This window comes from Bradyrhizobium sp. SZCCHNGR1005 (assembly GCF_032489995.1).
Taxonomy (GTDB): Bacteria; Pseudomonadota; Alphaproteobacteria; order Rhizobiales; family Xanthobacteraceae; genus Bradyrhizobium.
Window position 1 is genome coordinate 530,994 of the sequence record NZ_JAUEZC010000002.1, and the last position, 22,411, is coordinate 553,404.

General features: G+C 63.8%; 14 protein-coding genes and 1 riboswitch. Of the genes, 8 read left to right on the forward strand and 6 right to left on the reverse strand.

Annotated features, from left to right (window positions below; translation table 11 throughout):
* Window positions 1-100: 100 nt before the first annotated feature.
* Window positions 101-1,510, forward strand: a complete 1,410-nt coding sequence (locus QXZ85_RS08580) for an MFS transporter (RefSeq protein ID WP_315761573.1) — start codon at window positions 101-103, stop codon at window positions 1,508-1,510.
* 119 nt (window positions 1,511-1,629) lie between these two features.
* Here the strand turns inward: QXZ85_RS08580 and purH are convergent, their stop codons facing one another.
* The 3 genes from purH to QXZ85_RS08595 all read right to left on the reverse strand — a co-directional run bounded on the left by purH (window position 1,630) and on the right by QXZ85_RS08595 (window position 6,688).
* Window positions 1,630-3,222 (reverse strand): bifunctional phosphoribosylaminoimidazolecarboxamide formyltransferase/IMP cyclohydrolase, encoded by a 1,593-nt coding sequence (gene purH / locus QXZ85_RS08585; RefSeq protein ID WP_316173931.1) that lies wholly within the window; start codon window positions 3,220-3,222, stop codon window positions 1,630-1,632.
* A gap of 23 nt (window positions 3,223-3,245) precedes the next feature.
* Window positions 3,246-3,326: riboswitch (ZMP/ZTP riboswitch) on the reverse strand.
* 53 nt (window positions 3,327-3,379) lie between these two features.
* Window positions 3,380-5,074: a heparinase II/III family protein gene (locus QXZ85_RS08590; protein WP_315702297.1), complete on the reverse strand. Its 1,695-nt coding sequence runs from the start codon at window positions 5,072-5,074 to the stop codon at window positions 3,380-3,382.
* Between the two features lie 264 nt (window positions 5,075-5,338).
* Window positions 5,339-6,688, reverse strand: a complete 1,350-nt coding sequence (locus QXZ85_RS08595) for an RsmB/NOP family class I SAM-dependent RNA methyltransferase (RefSeq protein ID WP_315702296.1) — start codon at window positions 6,686-6,688, stop codon at window positions 5,339-5,341.
* A 197-nt stretch (window positions 6,689-6,885) separates the two neighbouring features.
* Here QXZ85_RS08595 and QXZ85_RS08600 point away from each other — a divergent pair, with 197 nt between their 5' ends.
* Window positions 6,886-7,104: a DUF1674 domain-containing protein gene (locus QXZ85_RS08600; RefSeq protein ID WP_315702295.1), complete on the forward strand. Its 219-nt coding sequence runs from the start codon at window positions 6,886-6,888 to the stop codon at window positions 7,102-7,104.
* A 29-nt stretch (window positions 7,105-7,133) separates the two neighbouring features.
* Here the strand turns inward: QXZ85_RS08600 and QXZ85_RS08605 are convergent, their stop codons facing one another.
* The gene (locus tag QXZ85_RS08605) at window positions 7,134-7,646 is read right to left on the reverse strand and encodes a L,D-transpeptidase (RefSeq protein WP_315702294.1); all 513 of its coding nucleotides are present in this window, start codon (window positions 7,644-7,646) and stop codon (window positions 7,134-7,136) included.
* A gap of 245 nt (window positions 7,647-7,891) precedes the next feature.
* Window positions 7,892-9,844, reverse strand: coding sequence for an acetate--CoA ligase (gene acs, locus QXZ85_RS08610; protein WP_315761568.1), 1,953 nt, complete (start codon window positions 9,842-9,844; stop codon window positions 7,892-7,894).
* A 371-nt stretch (window positions 9,845-10,215) separates the two neighbouring features.
* On the opposite strand from acs, the gene QXZ85_RS08615 reads away from it, so the two are divergent.
* The 3 genes from QXZ85_RS08615 (at window position 10,216) to QXZ85_RS08625 (ending at window position 13,934) form a co-directional block, all read left to right on the forward strand.
* Window positions 10,216-11,394, forward strand: coding sequence for a DNA topoisomerase IB (locus tag QXZ85_RS08615; protein ID WP_315743593.1), 1,179 nt, complete (start codon window positions 10,216-10,218; stop codon window positions 11,392-11,394).
* A 1,263-nt stretch (window positions 11,395-12,657) separates the two neighbouring features.
* Window positions 12,658-13,041, forward strand: coding sequence for a hypothetical protein (locus QXZ85_RS08620; protein WP_315743594.1), 384 nt, complete (start codon window positions 12,658-12,660; stop codon window positions 13,039-13,041).
* A 110-nt stretch (window positions 13,042-13,151) separates the two neighbouring features.
* Window positions 13,152-13,934, forward strand: coding sequence for a DUF3800 domain-containing protein (locus QXZ85_RS08625; RefSeq protein WP_315743596.1), 783 nt, complete (start codon window positions 13,152-13,154; stop codon window positions 13,932-13,934).
* Between the two features lie 309 nt (window positions 13,935-14,243).
* Here QXZ85_RS08625 and bamA read toward each other — a convergent pair whose 3' ends face one another.
* A complete protein-coding gene (gene bamA / locus QXZ85_RS08630) occupies window positions 14,244-16,760 on the reverse strand; it encodes an outer membrane protein assembly factor BamA (RefSeq protein WP_316173932.1) in 2,517 nt (838 codons plus the stop codon).
* An 898-nt stretch (window positions 16,761-17,658) separates the two neighbouring features.
* Here bamA and QXZ85_RS08635 point away from each other — a divergent pair.
* From QXZ85_RS08635 to QXZ85_RS08645, 3 genes are all read left to right on the forward strand, one after another.
* Window positions 17,659-18,873, forward strand: a complete 1,215-nt coding sequence (locus QXZ85_RS08635) for an aminotransferase class I/II-fold pyridoxal phosphate-dependent enzyme (protein ID WP_315743598.1) — start codon at window positions 17,659-17,661, stop codon at window positions 18,871-18,873.
* 13 nt (window positions 18,874-18,886) lie between these two features.
* On the forward strand, window positions 18,887-21,355 hold the full coding sequence (locus QXZ85_RS08640) for a DNA translocase FtsK (RefSeq protein WP_315702289.1): 2,469 nt from the start codon (window positions 18,887-18,889) through the stop codon (window positions 21,353-21,355).
* Between the two features lie 200 nt (window positions 21,356-21,555).
* A complete protein-coding gene (locus QXZ85_RS08645) occupies window positions 21,556-22,317 on the forward strand; it encodes an outer membrane lipoprotein carrier protein LolA (RefSeq protein ID WP_409977481.1) in 762 nt (253 codons plus the stop codon).
* Window positions 22,318-22,411 lie beyond the last annotated feature (94 nt).

The window sequence follows — 22,411 nt, forward strand, 5'->3', positions numbered from 1 at the left end:
AAAATTCCGCCGCGGCTGACATCCAGTGAACGCCACGGATGCTATAGCCCTCAAGCCCCGGCGCAAAACGCGAGGCCGTGATCGTGAAGGACATTTTGGAATGACTGTGACCTCAATGATCTCAGGCAACGAGGCTGTCCAGCGAACCTATCCACCGCCCAGGGCGGTCGTGAGCTGGATCTTTTTCGATTGGGCAGCCCAGCCTTATTTCACCTTGATCATGACCTTCGTCTTCGCCCCCTATTTCGCCGCGCATGTCGCGCCTGATCCGGCGAGCGGCCAAGCGCTGTGGGGCTTCGCCACGGCCGCCGCCGGCATTGTCATTGCAGTTCTGTCGCCCGTGCTCGGAGCGATCGCCGACGCCACCGGCCGGCGAAAGCCGTGGATCGCAGCTTTCGGTGCGATGCTGGTGGTCGGCTCGGCGCTGATGTGGATCGGCCGGCCGCATGCGCCCGAACTGATCACTCCACTTTTGATCGCTTATGTGATCGCGACGATCGGCGTCGAATTCGCCACCGTATTCAACAATGCGATGATGCCGACGCTGGTGCCGCCGGAGCGAATCGGACGCCTGTCCGGCACCGGCTGGGCCACCGGCTATATCGGCGGCATCCTCTCTCTCATTCTTGTGCTCGGCTTCCTCGCCGCCAATCCTGACAGCGGCCGCACCTTGTTCGGGCTGAAACCTCTGTTCGGCCTCGATCCCGTCAGTCATCAGGGCGATCGCATCTCTGGCCCATTGACGGGGATCTGGTTCGTCGTGTTCGTGCTGCCGATGTTTCTGTTCACGCCGGATTATCCGGCGCGACATCGGCTCGGTCCGGCGTTGCGCAAAGGAGTGGCTGAGCTGAAGGAGACCTTGCGCACGCTACCGCAACAGCGTGCGATTGCGCTCTTCCTGATTGCGAACATGATCTACACCGACGGGCTGGTCTCGCTGTTCGCCTTCGGCGGCATCTATGCCGCCGGCACTTTCGGCTGGAACACGATCCAGATCGGCACGTTCGGCATCATCCTCGCGATTGCCGGCGCCTTTGGTGGCTGGATCGGCGGCAAGCTCGACGATGCCTTGGGCCCGAAGACCGTGATCACCGGCAGCATGACGCTACTGCTCGCGGCCATCGTCGGCATTCTCTCGGTCAGCAGGCATTCGATCCTGTTCATCCCGGTCGGGCCACCCGAGCCGGGCGGCGCGCTGTTCGCATCCGCGCCCGAGCGCGCCTATCTCCTGCTCGGTTGTGTGATCGGCACCTGCGGCGCGCCGCTGCAGGCGGCATCGCGCTCGCTCCTGATCCGGATGGCGCCGAGAGAACGCATCGCGCAATATTTCGGCCTGTTCGCGCTGACCGGGAAAGTGACCTCGTTCATCGGCCCGCTGCTGATCGGCATCGTCACTGCGGCAACTGCCAGCCAGAAAGCGGGCATGGCAGTGTTGGTGATGTTCTTCGCAGCCGGACTGGCGCTGCTGGCGCGGGTTAATCCCGCTTCACCATCCCGGCCCAGCGCGTGAACGAGCGCGAGCCATACTGCATCATCCATCAGCGAGCGCCGGTGTTCGACGCCGCAGCTGCCACGATGACCGCCCCGTGACTATGTGCCCCCGCTTTCGCGGGGGCACATAGAAGTGCGTCAATGCCGGAAGTGCCTGATCCCGGTGAACACCATCGCGATCCCGTGCTCCTCGGCGGCCTTGATGACCTCGTCGTCGCGCATCGAGCCGCCGGGCTGAACCACAGCCGTGGCGCCGGCCTCGATGCAGGCCAGCATGCCGTCCGCAAACGGGAAGAACGCATCTGACGCGACCACCGAGCCTTTCGTCAAAGGCTCGGCAAGCTTCAGCTCGGCGGCTGCATCGAGCGCCTTGCGCGCGGCAATGCGTGCCGAATCCACCCGGCTCATCTGGCCCGCGCCGATGCCCACCGTGGCGGAATCCTTCGCGTAGATGATGGTGTTCGACTTCACATGCTTGGCGACGCGGAAGGCAAAGCGGAGGTCACGCAACTCAGCCTCGGTCGGCACGCGCTTGGTGACGACCTTGAGCGCCATGTCGTCGATCACGGCATTGTCGCGGCTCTGCACCAGCAAACCGCCCGCCACCGTTTTCGCAGTTAGCCCAGGCGCGCGCGGGTCGGGCAGGCCGCCTGCGAGCAGCAGGCGGAGATTCTTACGGCCAGCGATGATCGCGATCGCCTCTTCCGTTGCATCGGGCGCGATGATGACTTCGGTGAAGATGCCGGTGACGGCTCGGGCCGTCTCGGCATCCAAGGTCCGGTTCATCGCGATGATGCCGCCGAACGCCGAGGTCGAGTCGCAGGCCAATGCCTTCTGATAGGCGGTGACGAGATCCGGCCCCTCGGCGACGCCACAAGGATTGGCGTGCTTGACGATGACGCAGGCCGCAGTGCGCGCCGGATCGAACTCGGCGATGCATTCATAGGCCGCATCGGTGTCATTGATGTTGTTGTAGGAGAGTTCCTTGCCCTGAAGCTGGCGCGCCGTAGCGACGCCGGGCCGCCGGCCGGGCAGCGCATAGAAGGCCGCTTGCTGATGCGGGTTTTCGCCGTAGCGCAGTGCCTGGATCAGACGGCCGCCGAAGGCGCGATAATCCGGCTTATCGTTCTGGATCGTCGCGTTGAACCAGTTGGAGATCGCAGCGTCGTAGGCCGCGGTGCGCGCATAGGCTTTCGCCGCAAGCTTCCGGCGCAGCAGCAGCGTGGTCGCGCCATCATGTCGGGCAAGCTCATCCAGCACCGCCTGATAATCCTGCACGTCAACGACGACCGCGACATCGTCATGGTTCTTGGCCGCAGCGCGGATCATCGCCGGGCCGCCGATATCGATGTTCTCGATGCAGTCGGCGAAGTCGGCGCCTTTCTCGACCGTGGCTTCGAACGGATAGAGATTGACGATCAGGAGATCGATCGGCGCAATGCCATGCTTCTTCATCGCATCGACATGCTCGGCGTTGCCGCGGATGGCGAGCAGTCCGCCGTGGACTTTCGGATGCAGGGTCTTGACCCGTCCATCCATCATCTCGGGGAAGCCGGTGAGGTCGGACACATCGGCCACCTTCAGGCCGGCTGCGGCGATGGCCTTCGCGGTGCCGCCGGTCGACACCAGCTCGACGCCACCGGCGGCGAGCGAACGGGCGAAATCGACGAGGCCGGTCTTGTCGGAAACGGAAAGAAGCGCGCGGGTTACGCGGCGAAGCTGGTCGGTCATGGGCAGAGTCCTGTTGCAGGAGTTCAATTTGCCCAGGCGCACGGCGGTCCAACCCGCGCTCCCCGATGGTGCTCCATCCAAAGTCGCCAGTCGCGCGAGAGCCGAGTCCTTATCAGCTTTTGGCGTCCGCGACAACGGGCACCGGCGATGCCATCATTCAGAGCGGCAATTCCGGCTCGCGCCGCGCATTCCGCCGCGCACTGGTCTCGGCAGGCGACGCCGACGAGCGCACGAAGCTCCAGCGGATCGAGTCCGTCTGGCGCACCTCCTGCCGGATCACGATCTGAGTGGTCCGGCGCGGACCGTCATTGCCGGCCAGGAAGACGCTGTCCTCGAGGTCGATGCGGTCATCGTCCATGGTCTCGAAGGTCCAGACCTCGCGGTTGGGCAGTACCAGCATGGCGCCGCGGCCGTCGCTGAGCCGGCTGGCCTTCACCGCGGGATGCAAGTGAAAGCGGATCGTATAATCGGAACCGCCACCACGCAGGCGCGCGCCCTGCGCCGGAGTGACCGTGTCCTCGCCGTCGAGCCGCGCTCCATCGTCGGCCACCATCAGGACGCGGCGGTGGATCAAGCCGAACTTGGCGGCATAGCCATTGTGCGAGGTCGACAGCACGGTGCCTTCGGCCACTGCCTCCCGCAGATTTTCCACGCGGGTTGGCCCGGATACGATCGGCGCGCCATGCAGGAGCCGCTTCACTGCCGACATCTCGACGAACTGGCAGGACGAGGTGTTGTGATAGGTCAGGGTCGAATGCGCCACCGTGCTGCGGGCAAACGCCCGCCAGTTGTCGCGGCCGTTGGAAGGCATGCCGCAATTGATGACGATGCGGCAGATGCCGGACGACAGTTCGAAAGCAAGACAGCCGGCATGGGCGTCGTGGCTGAGATGCGGCGGCGGCGGCAGTCCGGTATCCACGATCACCGTCATGGCGCCGGCATCCAGCCGCTGGAACCCCGAATGCGGCATGCTCGCCATCGGGGTGCCGTAGGTGTCGTCATAGGCGAGCAGCGTCGCCAGGAGGTCGGACGGCGTCGCGCCCATGCCGTTGAACAGCGCCATGTTGCCGTCGCCGTGGCGGAAGAACCGCAGCATCGGCATCATGCGGTCGATCGCATTCAGGAGCGCCGGTGGCGGCGCGATGTTACGCGCGGCGAAGGTCTGCCGCAGCGGCAGCAGATCGATCAGAAGATCGATCAGCGCGCCGGGATTGCGGGAGACGTGGCCGCCATCGGGCAGGACCTGGCGCTGCAGTTCGTCGGAAAGTTTGCGGCTGGTGCCGCGGATCTGCTTGGACTGATTGGCAAGGCACAAGGCCGCATAGCACAGCGCAATCGATACCTGCAGCCGCGGCACCCCATCGGGGATATCGATCGTGCCATAGCGAAGGTAGCGGATCTCTCGGGCGAGGCCACGCAGATAGCGGCGATAGAATTTGCCGTCGGAATCCGCAAGCACCAGGGGCGCCTGCGACAGAAGCGAGATCACTCGGCGCGCCAACACATCGGCGCGGCGGCTGACGGGGTGCCGGCCGATCTGATTGGTGATCCAGTCGTCGACCAAAGCACGGGCATTGGCACGGGTCAGGGCGGTGTCCGCGGCACGCAGATGCCGCAACCAGCCGAACCCGAGCAGCGCCACCTCCCAATCCTCCGAGGGCGGCTCGAGGTCGAAGATCGAGCGACCATGGCAGGTGACGATCTTGCCGGCGAACACGAAACGACCGGCGTAGATTTCCGCAGCACGGGTTGCATCCGCCGTCCGCAGATCATGTGGGGCGATGATGAGCCGGTCGGCGCGGCCCGGCCACAAGGCAGACAAAGACACCGCGAGGCCGCTCGCATGCGCCATCAGGCTGCGCGCGAAGCGGCCCAAAACCAGCGTCGATATGCGTCTCGTCTGAGCGGCGGACACGCCTTGCCTTGAGGTGAGGAGGAATCTTCAGCGAAGCCTTACTAGATCGGAAATGCCGCTGATGCACCATTTCGGCCTCGCCGAAAGCTGCCGGTCAGCGCAAAAATCTGGTGCAAAATCAGGATTTAACTAAGGGTTTCATTCTAGCACCCAGACCACGCTACCGCCAGCAGTTCCATACCTGGTAAACGCCAGCGCAGCTCAGCTGCGCCGTTCGAGCCGGGCCGCGTAGAAGCCGTCGAGCCCGCCGAGCCGGGGATCCTGATGCGGCAGATGGCAGGGCAGCGTGCGCAAATCGCCGGCCGGCGTCACGATCTCGCTCAATCCCGCCACCTCGCCAGGTGTGACAGGTATGCGGCGAAGCCCGCTCTCGCCGGCGAGAAAGCTCTCAACCATCTGTTCGCCCTCTTCCGGCTCCAACGAACAGGTGCAGTAGACCAGCGTCCCGCCCGGCTTCAGCAGGCTCATCGCCTTGTGCAGCAGGCGCTTCTGCAAGACGGACAAGGCCGCGATCTCCTGCTCCTGGCGAAGCCAGCCGACATCCGGATGGCGGCGGATCGTGCCGGTGGAGGTACAGGGCGCATCGACCAGAATGGCGTCGAAGCTGTCGCCCGCCGGCTGCCACTCCGCGGCATCGGCGACGACCGATTCGATCTCGAGTTGCAGCCGGGTCATGTTGTCCTTGAGGCGCGCCATGCGGCCGGGGGAGCGGTCGACCGCGGTCACTCGGGCGCCGCCATGCGCGAGCTGCGCGGTCTTGCCGCCCGGCGCCGCGCAAAGATCGGCCACGCTCTTGCCGGCGACATCCCCAAACAGCCGAGCCGGCAGCGCCGCAGCGGCGTCCTGCACCCACCACTGCCCCTCGGCAAAGCCCGGCAGCACGGTCACCGAACCATGCAGGAGCGTCCTGACGGTATCGGTCGGCAATACCTCGCCATGGAGGCGCGCGGCCCACTGCGCGGGTTCGGATTTGACCGTGAGATCGAGCGAGGGCTCGTTACCGAGCGCAGCGGCGATGTCCTTCGCGGTCGCCTCGCCATAATGAGCGATCCAGCGCTTCAGGAGCCAGGGCGCGACGTCGAGCGCCTGGCCTTTGACCTCCTCGACGATGCCTGCACCTTCGCGGGCACAACGGCGCAACACCGCATTGACGAGGCCCGCATATTTCGCCGCGCGCCGGTCGGCCTGGACCAGCCGCACCGAGAGGTCGACCGCCGCATGGTCCGGCACGTCCATCCAGAGGATCTGGGCAGCCCCGATCAAGAGCGCGCTCTGCGCCCGCGGCGCATCGGTCGGAACGCCGCGATCGAGCAGGCGGGACAAGAGATGGCCGAGCGTGCCCAGCCGGCGCAAAGTGGTCGCCACCAGGCGACGCATCAGGGCGCGGTCCCGGTCGGCGAGCTGCTTCAGGCCCGGGTGTGCGCCGGCGCCGTCGAGCTGGTCGTCCAGCGTCCGATGTTTGTGTAAAACCCCGTCGATAACGTCTGCTGCGATCCGCCGTGCGGCCAAGCCGGGCACTTCGGAGGGGGTCGCAAATCGCGGTGGAGGCATGCTGGAGCGTCACTCGCAGAAAAAGAAGGCAGTTCCGCGGGCGATCCGGCGCATGCCAATGAGAGCTGTCGGCACCTCTGCCACGGGAATATGCCGAATATAAGAAGCCGCTCTGCTATTTTAACCCTGTCACTTCACCTCCGGGCACACGATCTGATGATATCGGCCGCAAGCCGGTTCAAGCGGGACACGACACCATGAGCGACCATCCTTCCACGCCGGCGGCACCTCCCGGCGATACCGCACGCAAGCCCCTGACGCCCGCCGCCCAGCGCGCGCTCGCCGAGGCCGAGGAGCGGCGGCGGCAGGCCGCCGAGCACGCCAAGGCCATGCCGAGGGAGCTGCAAGGCCCCAAGGGGCCGGAGCCGACCCGCTACGGCGACTGGGAGCGCAAGGGCATCGCCTCCGACTTTTGAGCCTGGCGCCGGAGCCCCAGCGCAAGCGATTATTGCGCGACCACGACCGTGGTCCCGATCGACACGCGATCATAGAGGTCGGTGATGTCGGCGTTCAGCATCCGGATGCAACCATAAGACACGTAGCCGCCCACCGAGTTCGGCAAATTGGTGCCATGGATCGCATATTCGCCGCCGGCCAAGGTCATTGCCGCGACTCCCATCGGATTCCGCGGCGAGCCGCCCGGAATCACGTCGGGAATGTTCGGCTTGTCGCGCTTGACGTCGGCGGGCGGCGCCCAGGCCGGGTATCTGTACTTGCCCTCGATCGAGGTGGTGCCCGCCCACTGCTTGCCGGCCTTGCCGACGCCGACCGGATAGCGCATGGCGTGCTCGCCATCGAGAATGAGGTAGAGATGGCGCTCGTGGGTCCTCACCACGATCGTACCCGGCGAATATTGGCCGCTCATCCCTACCAGCTCCGGCCGCGCCTCGGCCGCACCCGTCGCCGCAAGTCCCGCCCCGATGGTGACGGCCAGCGTCACCGCAATTCCCTTCAGCATCGTCGCTCGCCCCTTTGCCTCGGCGCGCCCTCGCGTCCGGGAATTTCAAGACGCGCCAACACCTGCAAGGCCGACCGCCCCGAACGCGCAGAGATTTTGCCGAACCGCGTTTACCAGCTGGTTTCCGCGCGACAGCTCGGCGGGGTCGAGGAATGAAGATTTTCAACCTAAAGTAAATGATTCAAAAACAACACTCGCGCGGAAATTGCCGCGCGAGGCCGAAATCGTGAGCAGGAGGCCCGGTCTCAGGCCTGCTTCTCCTTGCGGTTCTGCCGGTGCGTGACGAGGTCGTCGACCACGGCGGGATCGGCCAGCGTCGAGGTGTCGCCGAGCGCACCCGGCTCGTCCTCGGCGATCTTGCGCAGGATACGGCGCATGATCTTGCCCGAGCGGGTCTTCGGCAGGCCTGGCGCGAACTGGATCTGATCCGGCGAGGCGATCGGACCGATCTCCTTGCGGACCCAGCCCACGAGTTCCTTGCGCAGCTCCTCGCTCGGCTGCTCACCTGCCATCAGAGTCACATAGGCGTAGATGCCCTGGCCCTTGATGTCATGGGGATAGCCGACCACGGCGGCTTCCGAGACCTTGGGATGCGCCACCAGCGCGCTCTCGACCTCGGCGGTACCCATGCGGTGGCCAGAGACATTGATGACGTCGTCGACGCGGCCGGTGATCCAGTAATAGCCGTCGGCGTCGCGCCGGCAGCCGTCGCCGGTGAAGTACTTGCCCTTGTAGGTCGAGAAATAGGTCATCTCGAAGCGGGCGTGATCGCCATAGACGGTGCGCATCTGTCCGGGCCAGGAGCGCGTCAGGCACAGATTGCCGGTCGCCTCGCCTTCCAGCGTCTTGCCCTCGGCATCGACGATCTCCGGCACCACGCCGAAGAACGGCAACGTCGCCGATCCCGGCTTCAGCTTGGTCGCGCCCGGCAGCGGCGTGATCAGGATGCCGCCGGTCTCGGTCTGCCACCAGGTATCGACGATCGGGCAGCGGTCCTCGCCGACGACGCGGTGATACCATTCCCAGGCTTCCGGATTGATCGGCTCGCCGACCGAACCCAGCAGCCGCAGGCTCGCGCGCGAGGTCTTCTTCACCGGCTCGTCGCCGCCTTGCATCAGCGCGCGGATCGCGGTCGGCGCGGTGTAGAAGATGTTGACCTTGTGCTTGTCGATCACGTTCCAGAAACGGGAGTTGTCCGGATAGTTCGGCACGCCTTCGAACATCAGCGTGGTCGCGCCATTCGCCAGCGGCCCATAGAGAATGTAGCTGTGGCCGGTGACCCAGCCGACATCGGCCGTGCACCAGTAGATATCGCCATCATGATAGTCGAACACGTATTGGTGCGTGATCGAGGCATAGACCAGATAGCCGCCGGTGGTGTGCAGCACGCCCTTGGGCTGGCCGGTCGAGCCTGAGGTGTAGAGAATGAACAGCGGGTCCTCGGCGTGCATATGCTCGCACGGGCACTCCGTCGTCACGACCTCGGCGGCCTCGTGATACCAGAAGTCGCGGCTCGGCTTCATCTCGACATGACCGCCGGTGCGCTTGACCACGACCACCCAATCGACGCCTTCGACCTTGTTCAGGGCGGCGTCGACATTGGCCTTCAGCGGCACCTTCTTGCCGCCGCGCAGGCCCTCATCCGCGGTGATGATGATCTTGGACTGGCAGTCCTTGATGCGCTGGGCAAGGCTGTCCGGGGAAAAGCCCGCAAACACCACCGAATGGATCGCGCCGATCCGCGCGCAGGCCAGCATGGCATAGGCCGCTTCCGGGATCATCGGCAGGTAGATGGTGACGCGGTCGCCCTTCTTGACGTTCCGGTTCCGCAGGATGTTGGCCATCTTGCAGACTTCGTCGTGCAACTCACGATAGGTGATGTGGCGGCTCTGCGACGGATCGTCGCCCTCCCAGATGATCGCGGTCTGGTCGCCGCGGGTGGCGAGATGGCGGTCGATGCAGTTGTAGGCGGCGTTCAGAACGCCATCCTCGAACCATTTGATCGAGATGTTGCCGGGCGCGAACGAGGTGTGCTCGATCTTCGTCGGCGCCTTGTACCAGTCGACGCGCTTGGCCTGCTCGGCCCAGAAGCCGTTCGGATCGGAGATGGAGCGGGCGTACATCTCGCGATATTTCGCGTCGTTGATGAAGGCGCGTTTCGCCCAATCGGCAGACACGTCGTAGATCTTCTCGGACATTTAATCCTCCACCCTGCGGCTTGCAGATCGGCACTGCGCAAGCCGTCGTTATTGCCACTATGCGTCCGCGTAACCGGCACCGACAAGTAAAGACAAGTTGGACCTTCGACGGGGAGGCAGCCATGCGCCCGATCAAGGATCGTGCGCCGAGATTGCGGCCGTGAGCGGCCCCCGCGCGTCGCCGCGGCGTCAAGGTTACCCCGAATGGCTGCCATGAAAGGGTAATTTGGAACCGTTTTGCCCAATTTTCGGGACTCGCTATCCGTGCATAAACGCCCTACATGCCGCCATTGTTGTGGATAACCCGGCCGGAACCAAAGTGGAGGCAGGGGCATTAAGCGGGTCAAGAACAGAACAAGGCGTCTAAACCGATGAGGGATCAGCAGAATTTCGATGGGCTCCGGTCCCGTGCCGCCGATCCTGACGTCGCACTCGCCAAGGCTCTCGGCCAGTGGCCGCCCAAGCCGCCCCGCCGGAAGCTGTCGCTGAAGGACCTTTCCAACGCCAAAGCCGCAGCGAACGCCAAAACGACCGTCGAAGAACTCGCCACCGAGCACGGGCTGACGCTGGGCGACCAGAACGAATTGACCATCCGCCGGGTCAAGCGCGGCAAGGGCTACAGCTTCGTCCGCGCCAACGGCACCACGGTCCGCGATTCCAGCACCATCCGCCGCCTGCATGCGATGGCCGTGCCGCCGGCCTATCGCGAAGTCCGCTACTCCCCCGATCCAAACTCGCATCTGCAGGCGGTCGGGATCGATGCCGCCGGCCGACTGCAATACCGCTATCATGCCGACTGGGAGAAGGTGCGCGAGCACCGCAAGGCGCACCGGCTCGCCAAGCTGGTCGGTGCGCTGCCGAAGATCCGCCGCGCCGTCACCAAGCATCTGGCCGGCGACGAGCCAACCCGCGAATTCGCGCTCGCCTCGGTGATCGAACTGATCGCGCGCACCGCGATCCGTCCCGGCAACGAGTCCTACGCCAAGCTGAACGGCACCCGCGGCGCCACCACGCTGTTGAAGTCCAACGTCCTCCTGGAAGACGACTCCGTGGTGCTGACCTTCAAGGCCAAGGGCGGCAAGGCGGTGCGCAAGGAATGCGACGCCGCCAAGCTGGTTCGCGCCATCGGCGTCATGCGCCAGCTGCCCGGCCGCCGCATGTTCCAGTATCGCGACGCCCAAGGCGTCGTGCGCGCGGTCTCGACCACCCAGGTCAATGCATTCCTGCGAGAGATCGCCGGCATCAAGATCTCGCTGAAGGATTTTCGCACCCTGATGGCCTCGGCGGTGGCGCTGGAGACCTTGTCGCGGATCACGCCGGCGGCGAGTGCGCGCGGCCGCAAACGCCAGGTGCTGGACGCGGTGCGCGCCGCAGCCGACGAACTCGCCAACACGCCGGCGATCTGCCGCAAAAGCTACGTGCATGACACCATCGTCACCGCGTTCGAGGACGGCATCCTGGAACGCTTCGCCGCGACGTTGAAGGGCCAGCGCTCGCAGAGCAAGCGCGAGCTGCTGCTGGCGCAGGTGGTGGTGGCGGCCGCGGTGTAAGCGGCGCGCCATCGCGTGGACCGGCATCGTCGGCCAAGTTCTCCGTTGTCATCGCCCGGTTCAACCGGGCGATCCAGTAGTCCGAGAGAGTGGTAGTCGATCGAGGGGCCGCGGCGTACTGGATCCCCGCCTTCGCGGGGATGACTGATGAGGATGCCGCGACATCTCTTTCGACCAGATACACCTTCGCCTTCCCGCGACGCATTCGCGCCCGAGTCATGCTCATCTTCCGCCCTCGAATTCGTTGAGGGCGCAGGGAAGGCCGGGAGCTTGCCGCCCCCATGGCCCGCCTGCGGAAAAAAATGCAGGCGGCAGGTACCACAGGTTCGGCCAAGACATCCCGGCCTTCCCTGCGCGATGGTTTTAACGGCTGCTTCGCGTTCTCCCCGGTGCGCCGGGCTTTCTGGCCACCGTTGCCTGCGCGACGCTGGAAGCGTCGTCGCAAGCTTAATCCTAGCGTCGGAGGATCAGGACCGCGCGACTTGACCGTGCGTGACTGCGCCGTTCGTCGGCGAACTAAGAGCTCGCTGCAACGCCTTCACGCCCATCGCATCCCGCTGCCTACGTCCGTGACGATCGCGATACGTCCCCTCAGGTGGCGGCGAGACGGGCGGAATGATCGTTCTGATTTGCCCGACATGGCAAGCGCGCGGCGCTGCGACAAACTAACACGACGGGCAATTTGGGCTTGGGCGGCGGATGCGCGTCACCATATCCGCTGCTTGCTTCCGTCGGGAAATCAAGCGCGAGACGAATCAGGGCGATTTTCGTCGTTCCGTTCGTCAGTGGAAAATGGTGACGAGAGAGGTGGGCTCACCTCGAGTAGGCTCCGAGAGAGAGGGTGATATGGCGGCCGGATGGAAGCATCCGAGGGAGAGAATGCTAAAAGAGCGATCACCTTGCACCTACGGGGAACGGGATAAATTTTGATAGGAAGAAGGGCCTAAGGCACGAATCTCTGAACGTTCTCCGAAGCTTGTCAAAGCCAGACGAGGCCTTTTCCCGTACTTCCCCCCACATTTAGTGTTTGGTTCAGGACCCCGCACTAGTTCTTGACGGGTGCAATGGAGTCGTTCCACACTTCGCCCGACTAGAAACAGATGAAGCCGCTGAGCGGCCAGGCTCAACGGCTTCAGAAGTCTCCAGCCCGCTACTTAACCCGTGAGATGGGCAAGCGGGGCGTCGGCTAGTGCTAGAACTCGATAGAATCGGAGTTTCTGCCGGTGGTCAAGCCTGTCTCTCTGCATACCTCACAGGTGGCTAATGATCACGTTTCCACAAACCTCTCCCTTCGGCCTGCCACTTCAGAATCTTCAACCTTCGATTGTTACGGTCCTTGGTGCTAGCCGGGCCATATACCAATTCCAGTTGCATCCCGTTTGGACGGAGTACCTACCGCGATCCGGCGTCTACATTTTCGTCAAAATGGGTTCGAACGGTAAGTGGGACCCGATCTATATCGGCGAGACACGCAGTTTCCAGCGTCGTCTCTACGAAGACTTGCGACTGCATCATCAATGGCCGGGCATTGTCGCTCACGGGGCCACACATATCCTGACGCTCCACGTTCCCGGTAGCATAGCCGACCGCGAGACCATCGAGACGGATATTCGTCGCATGACGACCACGCCCTGCAACCAGCAATGATCTGTAGAGGGCGATCATTGATCGCCCTCTTACTCGCTAACTCGGACGGTTTCTGACGCGCCCGTTTGAGCTCACGACCGACTGCCTAAGTAGAGACGAATCCTCTGTCTATGACATGTCGCTTATTCATCGATGAAGTTGGTAATGCTGACGTGAAGACGCCGTCCGAGCGTTTTCTTAGTGTCACCGGTATTATTACCAAGGTGCACGGTCATCAGAACATCATCACACCAGAGATCGAGAAGTTAAAGAAAGACTTGTTCAACCATGATCCGATCACGAATCCAGTCATACTGCATCGCAAGGAAATAGTACGAAAAGAAAAACCATTTGGCTCACTTCAGGATCTTGCTGTGAATGCAGAATGGGAAACACGAATTTTAGGCTTGATAGAGACGCTTCCGTACATTGCGGTGACGGTAATAATCGATAAATTGGAGCACCAGAAGAAGTACCAAGTCTGGCACTTCAATCCCTATCACTACTGCATGACCGCTTTGGTTGAGCGATACGTTCTGTGGCTGAACGCTCACAATCTCATTGGTGATGTTGTAGCAGAACCACGATTCAAATTAGTCGATAAGAAACTTAAAGCTGCATTTCAGCACTTCTATTACGAAGGCACCGACAATATCCCGTCAGCGATCGTGCAGGCCCGGCTAACGTCTCACGAACTGAAGTTTGAACCTAAGAGCAGCAACATTTGCGGACTTCAGCTCGTCGAGATGATCGCGCATCCAAGCCATCATAACCTACGTTCCACTTATCCCGGTGAGGCACCCATGACTGCTCCATTTGGATTGCGCGTCGTAGATATCCTTAATCGGGAGCGATACCGGCGCCACCCCAAGACGGGGAAGATCGAAGGGTACGGGACGAAATGCCTCCCCTAAAAAGAAAACGGGGGCCTGAAGCCCCCGGCGAGGGCGACACACCCTCTCCCTCCGTCAGAAATTCTTACTTTGGACAAGCCTTTCGGATTCACGACGGATTATACTACATATATTCGATTCCCGTTGAAAATTCAACAAGTTACTAACCCATTGACACCGAATCGCTTTTTCGTGGAAGAGACTTGGCTTCCTGTTCTCAAGCAGGTGACTGCCGATAAGTAAACTCCCTTCCTTGTTCCGACTCGATCATGCGCTTGGCATCGTCGACGCCGTTGTCACGGTGACCTGTTCTGCCTCTTGACGTCTAGCTCAGAACGAGGTCCCGCCGCCGAACTTGAACTCCTGCACCACGTCGTATTTGCCCTTGGTCAGCGGCACCGCGTAGTCGAAGCGCAGCGGGCCGAAGGGCGAGGCCCAGATCAGGCCGACGCCGACCGAGGTGCGCACCACCTTGCTGTCGTCATATTGCAGGCCGCATTTGCAGGCCGCCGAATTGACCTCGCCCGTTTGTGCCCACGAGGTCGGTCCCTGATAGCCCCAGAGCGAGCCGGCATCGGCATAGACCGCGCCTTTCAGGCCGACTTCCTTCGGCAGGAACCAGAACGGCATCTGCAGTTCGGCCGAGGCGCCCCAATATTTGGTGCCGCCGAGCGAGTCGCCGGTGGCGCCGAAATTGACGTAGGTGATGTCACGCGGCCCGATGCCATTGGAGGCGAAACCGCGCACCAGGTTCGCGCCCATCTGGAAATGGTCGAGCATGCGCAGGTCCTTGTCGCCGACCTTGTTCAGGATGCCGCCCTGCAGATGGATGACGCCGACGATCTCCGACACCAGCGGCGTGAAGTATTTCGCATCGACCGCGGTCTTGAGATAGCTGACGTCGCCGCCGACGCCGGCGAAATCCTGCTTCCAATCGATCAGCAGGCCGTCGGTCGGGTTCTTGTTGTTGTCGAGCGTGTTGTAGGACAGCGTGTAGCCGATCGCCGAGGTCAGCGCGGCGCCGTCGGAGAGCTCCTTGCGCACCGGCAGGGTCGATTCGCCGTCGGCATAGCAGCCCCAGCCGTAATAGCCCGAGCTGGTCGAATTGGTCGGGTCCTTGCCGCCCAGCACGTTGGCAATGTAGGCCGGGGTCGGATTGAAGGCGAGCAGGCTGTTGGCGGAATTGTTGTTGCAGTTCTGATAATAGGACGGCAGCGAGATCTGCTGGCGGTACAATGAATAGCGGAGCTGCAAGGACAGGTCTTCGCGCAGCTGGAAGCCGAGCCGCGGGCTGAAGCCGATCGTGGTCACGCCGTAGCTGGTGTAGCTGTTGGCGAGCTGCTGCTTGTAATAGACGTCGAGGCCGAGCGCGACGCGGTAATCGAGCAGATAGGGCTCCACGAAGGACAGCGATACGCCCCGGCTGTATTGACCGTAGGAGACCGACGCCTTGGCATAGAGGCCGCGACCGAGGAAGTTGCGCTCGGAGATCGACACCTCCGCCAGCGCGCCGTCGCTGGTGGAATAGCCGCCGGACACCGAGAAATCGCCGGTGGATTTCTCCTCGAGATCGACGATGAGGACCACGCGGTCGCTGGACGAGCCCGGCTCGGTGGTGATCTTGACGCTCTTGAAGAAGTCGAGGTTCTTCAGCCGCCGCTCGGCCCGATCGACCAGCGCGCGGTTGTAGGCATCGCCCTCGGAGATATCGAACTCGCGCCGGATCACGTAGTCGCGGGTGCGGGTGTTGCCGCGAACGGTGATGCGCTCGATATAGGTGCGCGGGCCCTCGTCGACCGTGAACACGATCGACACCGTATGCGCCTCGAAATTGCGGTCGCCGCGCGGACGTACGACGGCAAAGGCAAAGCCGCGACGCGACGCCTCGATCTGCATCTCCTCGACCGACTTCTCGACCTGCTCGACGTTATAGAGCGAGCCGGCATCGACGCGCGAAAGGCTGCGCAGCGATTTCGCGTCGAGCGCCGCGATCGAGGACTGGAAATCGACCGAGGCGACCCGGTATTGCTGGCCCTCGTCGATCTTGAAGCTGACCAGGAAACCCTTCTGCTCCGGATCGTATTCGGTGAGCGCGGCCACCACCTGCACGTCGGCATAGCCGTGCTTCAGATAGAAGCGGCGAATCAGGTCGCGGTCGGCCTCGACGCGATCGGGATCGTAAACGTCGTTGCCGCCAAGAAAGCTCAGCCAGTTGGTTTCGTGGGTCTTGATGATGTCGCGCAGGCGCGCCGCGGAGAAGGCGCTGTTGCCGATGAAGGTCACCGACTTGACCGTGGTCTTCACGCCCTCTTCGATCGTGAAGATCAGGTCGACGCGGTTGTTCGGCTGCTCGATGATTTCGGGCGTGACGCGCACGTCATAGCGGCCGGAGCGACGGTAGATCTCGGCGATTCGCGATGCATCGGACTGCACCATCGGCCGGGAGAACGTGCCGCGCGGCTTTGACTGCACCTCGGCCGAGAGCTGCTCATCCTTGAGCTTCTTGTTGCCCTCGAAGGCGACGCGGCCGATCACGGCATTCTCGACCACGGTCACGACAAGACGGCCGCCCTGGCGGTTGATCTTCACGTCCTGGAACAGACCGGTCTCGATCAGCGCCTTCAGGCCGTCGTCGACCTGGCCTGCGTCAAGCGTTCCGTTCGGCCCCGCCTTGAAATAGGAGCGAATGGTTTCGGCCTCGACGCGCCGGTTGCCTTCCACCGCGATCGAAGCCACGGCCTGCGCCACCGCGGGTCCGGCGCCGACGATCCCGATCAAGGGCGCAGCCAGCGGCATGGCGAACATCATCAGGGCGAGCACGCCCCGCCGCAGTGTCAGACCAGTCATCGACGCTCTTTCGCATTCTCAATCCCCGCGCATGCGCAACGCACGATTTGCGTCGGCACGCGCATTCGGAATCGGGTGATGCATCGGAAAGATGGTCAGTATGCGCCGAGTTCGTTTCGCAAAATTTCGAATGATGCTGGGCGTGACTGATTGTTTCTAAGTAGAAAGATTTCAGCCGCGACGGGCGCCGCTGCAGGGATATGTACTACATCCCAGCGCGCGATTTTGTGGCGCGCGGCGGCGGACATCCAATTCTACAAATCGAGATGCTCCGCTGAATTGGCCGGCTTCGGAAATCAATCTCTACAATTCTTCGAATGCCGGCAACACGCGAGAAAAACTGCGGTGCTAGTGTCAGCTCATCCGAACTGAAGCCCCCAAGTCGGTTCGGGTAGGCCCGGTGCGCACCGATTCCCATTTTCATTCCGGCGCACCGGGCCGCCTTTTTTGGCGAGGCGATTTCTCACCCGATGGCGAGATGCTGACTCGTTGCGAGCTTCTCGTCATGACCTGTCATGTCCCGGCAAGGGCGCGCAGCGCCCTTCAAGACGGATGCCCCGGCGATTCACTCCCTTGCTGATCCAAGACGGCGGACGAACAGCACGACCTCCGCGTTGGACCATGTCCGCATTGAACTGCTGCTGAGAGTTCCCCGACCGTAGGCGGCAACCCTGCCGCAACCAGCCGGCAACCTGCGCCCGGCGAAGCGCCATAATCTCCGCCGCTGTGGCCAAAAAACTCTGGATCGGAGCGGCAAAACCGATCAAAACGGCGGCACGAGCATGGCTCGTGCGCCGATGGTTAATCGCGTCTTAACCTCGCCTTATCTATGGTGATTTCATCCGCTTCCACCGGAACCGGGCGATCGGCGGCTTCAACAGGTTTGGCGCGTTGACGTATGGCAATGACCGCTTCATCCCCCGCGCCCGTGGGCGCCGGCCAGTCGGAGGGCGAACGCTCGCCGTTCGTACGGCTGACCGAGCTCCTGTCGCCCTATAGCCCGGGCAAGCCCTTGATTACGCTTGCGGTCGGCGAGCCGCAGCATCCGGTTCCGGATTTCGTCGGCCCTGTGCTGGCCCAGCACATCGCCGCGTTCGGCCGCTATCCGGCCGCCAAGGGCATCGAGCCGTTCCGCAAGGCCGCCACACGGTGGCTGTCGCGCCGCTTCGCCCTGCCGCGGCCGCTCGACCCGGAGAGCGAAATCCTGGTGCTGAACGGCAGCCGCGAGGGCCTGTTCTTCGCCGCGCACGCCGCGCTCCGCCATGTCGGCCCGCGCCGCGGCCGGCCCGCGATCCTGATGCCGAATCCGTTCTATCCCGTGTATGGCGCCGGCGCCCGCACCGCGGGCTGCGAGCCGATCTACCTGCCGACCACGACCGAGACCGGCTTCCTGCCCGACCTCGATGCGCTCGACGAGGCAACGCTGGCGCGCACCGTCGCGTTCTATCTCGCCTCGCCCGCCAATCCGCAAGGCGCGGTGGCGAGCCCGGACTATTTCCGCAAACTGAAGCGGCTCGCCGATCGCTACGGCTTTCTGATCTTCAGCGACGAATGTTATTCGGAGATCTACACGCAGACCGCACCGGGCAGTGTGCTCGAACAGGCTGGCCCGGATTACGGCAACGTCGTCGCATTCCAGTCGCTGTCGAAGCGCTCCAACGTGCCGGGCATGCGGATCGGCTTCGCCGCCGGCGACAAGCGTTTTCTGAGCGCCTTTCACGAGCTGCGCAACGTGGCCGCGCCCCAGGTGCCGGTGCCGCTGCAGCATGTCGCGGTCGCAGCCTACGGCGACGAGGCGCATGTCGAGGAGAACCGCCGGCTCTACCGCATCAAGTTCGACCTGGCCGACCAGATCCTCGGCAACCGCTATGGCTACAAGCGCCCGGCGGGCGGCTTCTGCGTCTGGCTCGATGTGTCCGATCGCGGCGGCGATATCGCTTGCACCGTGAAGCTGTATCGAGACGCCGGCGTGCGCGTGGTGCCGGGCAGCTACCTAGCGCAGCCGCAGGCCGACGGATTCAACCCGGGCGCCGGCTATATCCGGCTGGCGCTGGTGGCCGACAGTGAATCGACCGGCGAGGCGTTGCACCGGCTGGTCGAGGTTTTGGGTTAGCTCCGCGAGACGGATGAGGATGGCGACGATCGAACGAGTCATTCCCCTGGTCAACCACCTGCCGACGTCGCTCCGCGACGCGCTGGTGCGGCGGCTGCGCGAGCTCGTGGGCCTCGTGCTGATCGGCGGCGCGGCGATCGCGGCGGCGGCGTTGATGACCTGGTCGGTGCAGGACCCGAGCCTGAGCCACGCCACCTCGCGCCCGATCCGCAACATCCTCGGCTATCCCGGCGCGATCTGCGCCGACCTGTTGATGCAGATCCTGGGGCTCGGCGCGATCATGGTGATCCTGCCGCTTGCGATCCGCGGCTGGCGCATGCTCACCCACCGTCCGTACGATCGCGAGGCGCTGCGCTTCGGCGCCTGGGTCCTCTGCGCCGTGCTGGCCGCCGGCTTCGCCAGCTGCTGGCCGCATTCGCAGACCTGGCCGCTGCCGACCGGGCTCGGCGGCGTGGTCGGCGACGCGCTGGTGCGCGCGCCGGCGGTCGTGTTCGGACCGCCGAGCTTCCTTTATCGGCTGGTGCTCGGCAGCATGCTGGGATTTGCGATGGTCGCGGCGCTCCTGGTCGCCGGCGGCCTCGGCGCGCGTGAGAGCGAGAACGAACTGGGTGCGGAGGAGGAGGACGAGACCCCCTTGTCCGATCCGGACGAGGAGGACGACAAAGGCGCGGTCCGGCTCGGCTTCGTGTTCCACGCCATCATGAGTGCGAAGGCGCGCGTGGTCTGGTTCCTGACCACGGCCTATCGCGCTTTCGTCTCCAGCGGCCCACAGGCGCGTACCGCCGTCAGCCGCAACGAACCCACGCTCGCCGGGCGCAACCGCGCCAGCCTCGCCCCGAAACTGGAGGACGAGGCCGAGGCGGAGGAGATCGAGGAAGAAGAGGAAGAAGAAGAAGAGGAGGAGGCCCCGGCCGCCCGCGCGCCGCGCAAGAAGCCGGCACCGAAGCCTGCTCCCCGCAAGTCCGACAAATATGATCTGCCGTCGGTCTCGATGCTCGCCGCGCCCAAGGCCGCCGATCGGCAGCCGCTGTCGAAGAGCGAGCTGGAGGCCAATTCGCGCGCGCTGGAAGGCGTGCTGCAGGATTTCGGCGTGCGCGGCGAGATCGTCAAGGCGCATCCCGGTCCGGTGGTGACGCTGTACGAACTCGAGCCGGCGCCTGGCATCAAATCATCCCGCGTCATCGGTCTCGCCGACGACATCGCGCGCTCGATGAGCGCGCTGTCGGCGCGCGTCGCCGTGGTGCCCGGCCGGAACGCGATCGGCATCGAGCTGCCGAATGCGCATCGCGAAAAGGTTTATCTGCGCGAGCTGCTGGTGGCCAAGGAAGCGCAGGAGAGCGTGGCCAAACTGCCGCTCTGCCTCGGCAAGAACATCGGCGGCGAATCGATCATCGTCGACCTCGCCCGCATGCCGCATCTGCTGATCGCCGGCACCACCGGTTCGGGCAAATCGGTCGCGATCAACACCATGATCCTGAGCCTGGTCTACCGTCTCAGGCCGGACCAGTGCCGCCTGATCATGGTGGACCCGAAGATGCTCGAGCTCTCGGTCTATGACGGCATTCCGCATCTTTTGACGCCGGTCGTGACCGATCCGAAGAAGGCCGTGGTCGCCCTGAAATGGGCGGTGCGCGAGATGGAAGAGCGCTACAAGAAGATGGCCAAGCTCGGTGTGCGCAACATCGACGGCTACAACGCCCGCCTTGGCGAAGCCCGCAACAAGGGTGAGGAGCTGACGCGCACGGTCCACACCGGCTTCGACAAGGAGACCGGCAAGGCGATCTATGAGGAAGAGAAGCTCGACCTCGATCCGCTGCCTTATATCGTGATCATCGTCGACGAAATGGCCGACCTGATGATGGTCGCCGGCAAGGACATCGAGGGCGCGGTGCAGCGGCTGGCGCAGATGGCGCGCGCCGCCGGCCTGCACGTGATCCTGGCGACGCAGCGTCCCTCGGTCGACGTCATCACCGGCACCATCAAGGCGAACTTCCCGACCCGCATCTCCTTCCAGGTCACCTCCAAGATCGACAGCCGCACCATCCTCGGCGAAATGGGCGCCGAGCAGCTGCTCGGCCAGGGCGACATGCTCTACATGGCCGGCGGCGGCCGCATCAGCCGCGTGCACGGCCCGTTCTGCTCCGACGAGGAGGTCGAGAAGGTGGTGCGCCATCTGAAGGCGCAGGGCTCGCCGGAATATCTCGAAGCCGTCACCGCGGAAGAACCCAGCGAGGAGGACGGCGCCGTGTTCGATGCCACCGGCATGGGCGGCGGCGGGGGCGACGACCTGTTCTCGCAGGCCGTGGCGATCGTCAAACGGGACCGCAAGGCCTCCACCAGCTACATTCAACGCCGGCTACAGATCGGCTATAATAAGGCTGCTTCGCTGATGGAGCGAATGGAACAAGAGGGTATCGTCGGCCAGGCGAATCATGCCGGCAAGCGCGAGATCCTGGTGCCGGAGGAAGAGGGCGGGTTCTGACATCGCCCATTTGGCCCCAAACCGGCCTCATCTGTGTCGTCATGTTCACGCAATTACGATCACGCGGCCCGACCGAACCGAGTTAGAAACGCGCAAAAGCTCAGGACGTCGTTTTGAATAGCCCAGCCCCGAACACCTCAATTCCGTCGCCTTCCGTCGTGCGCGTCGCGCCGGCTCCTGCCGGCTTGGCGCTGGCAGGGCTGGTCATATTCGCGCTCACGGGCACAGCCGGCCATTGTGCAGCACAGACTGCTCCGCCGAAGGCCGCGAAGGGGCGCGATAGCACGCAGCTCAGCGCGTCCGAGAGCCAACGCGGCCAGCAGACCACCGCCACCACCCAGAGCGTGCCGCCGAACCCGATCATCCCGGACCCACGGCGCAACGTTCCGGCCAGTATTTTCACCACCTTCGATGCCAACCAGAAGGCGCAGGCCGCGAAGGTGAGTGCTTACCTGTCGTCGCTGCAGACGCTGGTGGGAAATTTCGTCCAGGTCGGGCCCGACGGCAGCAAGGTGAAGGGCGACTTCTACATCCAGAAGCCGGGCAAGGTGCGCTTCGAATATGATCCGCCGAGCCCGATCGACATCGTCGCCGACGGCTCCTCGCTGGTGGTGCGCGACCGCAATCTCGCGACCCAGGACGTCTACCCGCTGTCGCAGACGCCGCTGCGCTATCTTCTCTCCGACCGCATCGACCTGCTGAAGGACACCAACGTGATCGCGGTGTCGGCGGACGACATGTACATCAGCATCACGATCGAGGAGAAGCAGGCGCTGATCGGGACCAGCCGAATGCTCCTGATGGTCGGCGTCAAGGACGGCCAGCTCAAGCAATGGACCGTCACCGATCCGCAGGGCTACGACACCACGGTCGCGGTCTACAATCTCGACGCGACCAAGAAGCTCGATCCGAGCCTGTTCAAGATCGACTTCACCAATTATCCGACCACGCCGCCGGGCTGAGACCAGGCGGTCTCGCCCGCAAGCGGCCTGTGGAGAGCTGGGGATAAGCGCCGCGACCGCTCGTAGCGCGACCCCCGGGTGCCCGCAAGTGGCC

Bases quoted from the DNA above. Each gene is read 5' to 3' on its own strand.
- QXZ85_RS08580 (WP_315761573.1), top strand. From the start codon at position 101: ATGACTGTGACCTCAATGATCTCAGGCAACGAGGCTGTCCAGCGAACC.
- purH (WP_316173931.1), bottom strand. From the start codon at position 3,222: ATGACCGACCAGCTTCGCCGCGTAACCCGCGCGCTTCTTTCCGTTTCC.
- QXZ85_RS08590 (WP_315702297.1), bottom strand. From the start codon at position 5,074: ATGGCGCATGCGAGCGGCCTCGCGGTGTCTTTGTCTGCCTTGTGGCCG.
- QXZ85_RS08595 (WP_315702296.1), bottom strand. From the start codon at position 6,688: ATGCCTCCACCGCGATTTGCGACCCCCTCCGAAGTGCCCGGCTTGGCC.
- QXZ85_RS08600 (WP_315702295.1), top strand. From the start codon at position 6,886: ATGAGCGACCATCCTTCCACGCCGGCGGCACCTCCCGGCGATACCGCA.
- QXZ85_RS08605 (WP_315702294.1), bottom strand. From the start codon at position 7,646: ATGCTGAAGGGAATTGCGGTGACGCTGGCCGTCACCATCGGGGCGGGA.
- acs (WP_315761568.1), bottom strand. From the start codon at position 9,844: ATGTCCGAGAAGATCTACGACGTGTCTGCCGATTGGGCGAAACGCGCC.
- QXZ85_RS08615 (WP_315743593.1), top strand. From the start codon at position 10,216: ATGAGGGATCAGCAGAATTTCGATGGGCTCCGGTCCCGTGCCGCCGAT.
- QXZ85_RS08620 (WP_315743594.1), top strand. From the start codon at position 12,658: ATGATCACGTTTCCACAAACCTCTCCCTTCGGCCTGCCACTTCAGAAT.
- QXZ85_RS08625 (WP_315743596.1), top strand. From the start codon at position 13,152: ATGACATGTCGCTTATTCATCGATGAAGTTGGTAATGCTGACGTGAAG.
- bamA (WP_316173932.1), bottom strand. From the start codon at position 16,760: ATGACTGGTCTGACACTGCGGCGGGGCGTGCTCGCCCTGATGATGTTC.
- QXZ85_RS08635 (WP_315743598.1), top strand. From the start codon at position 17,659: ATGGCAATGACCGCTTCATCCCCCGCGCCCGTGGGCGCCGGCCAGTCG.
- QXZ85_RS08640 (WP_315702289.1), top strand. From the start codon at position 18,887: ATGAGGATGGCGACGATCGAACGAGTCATTCCCCTGGTCAACCACCTG.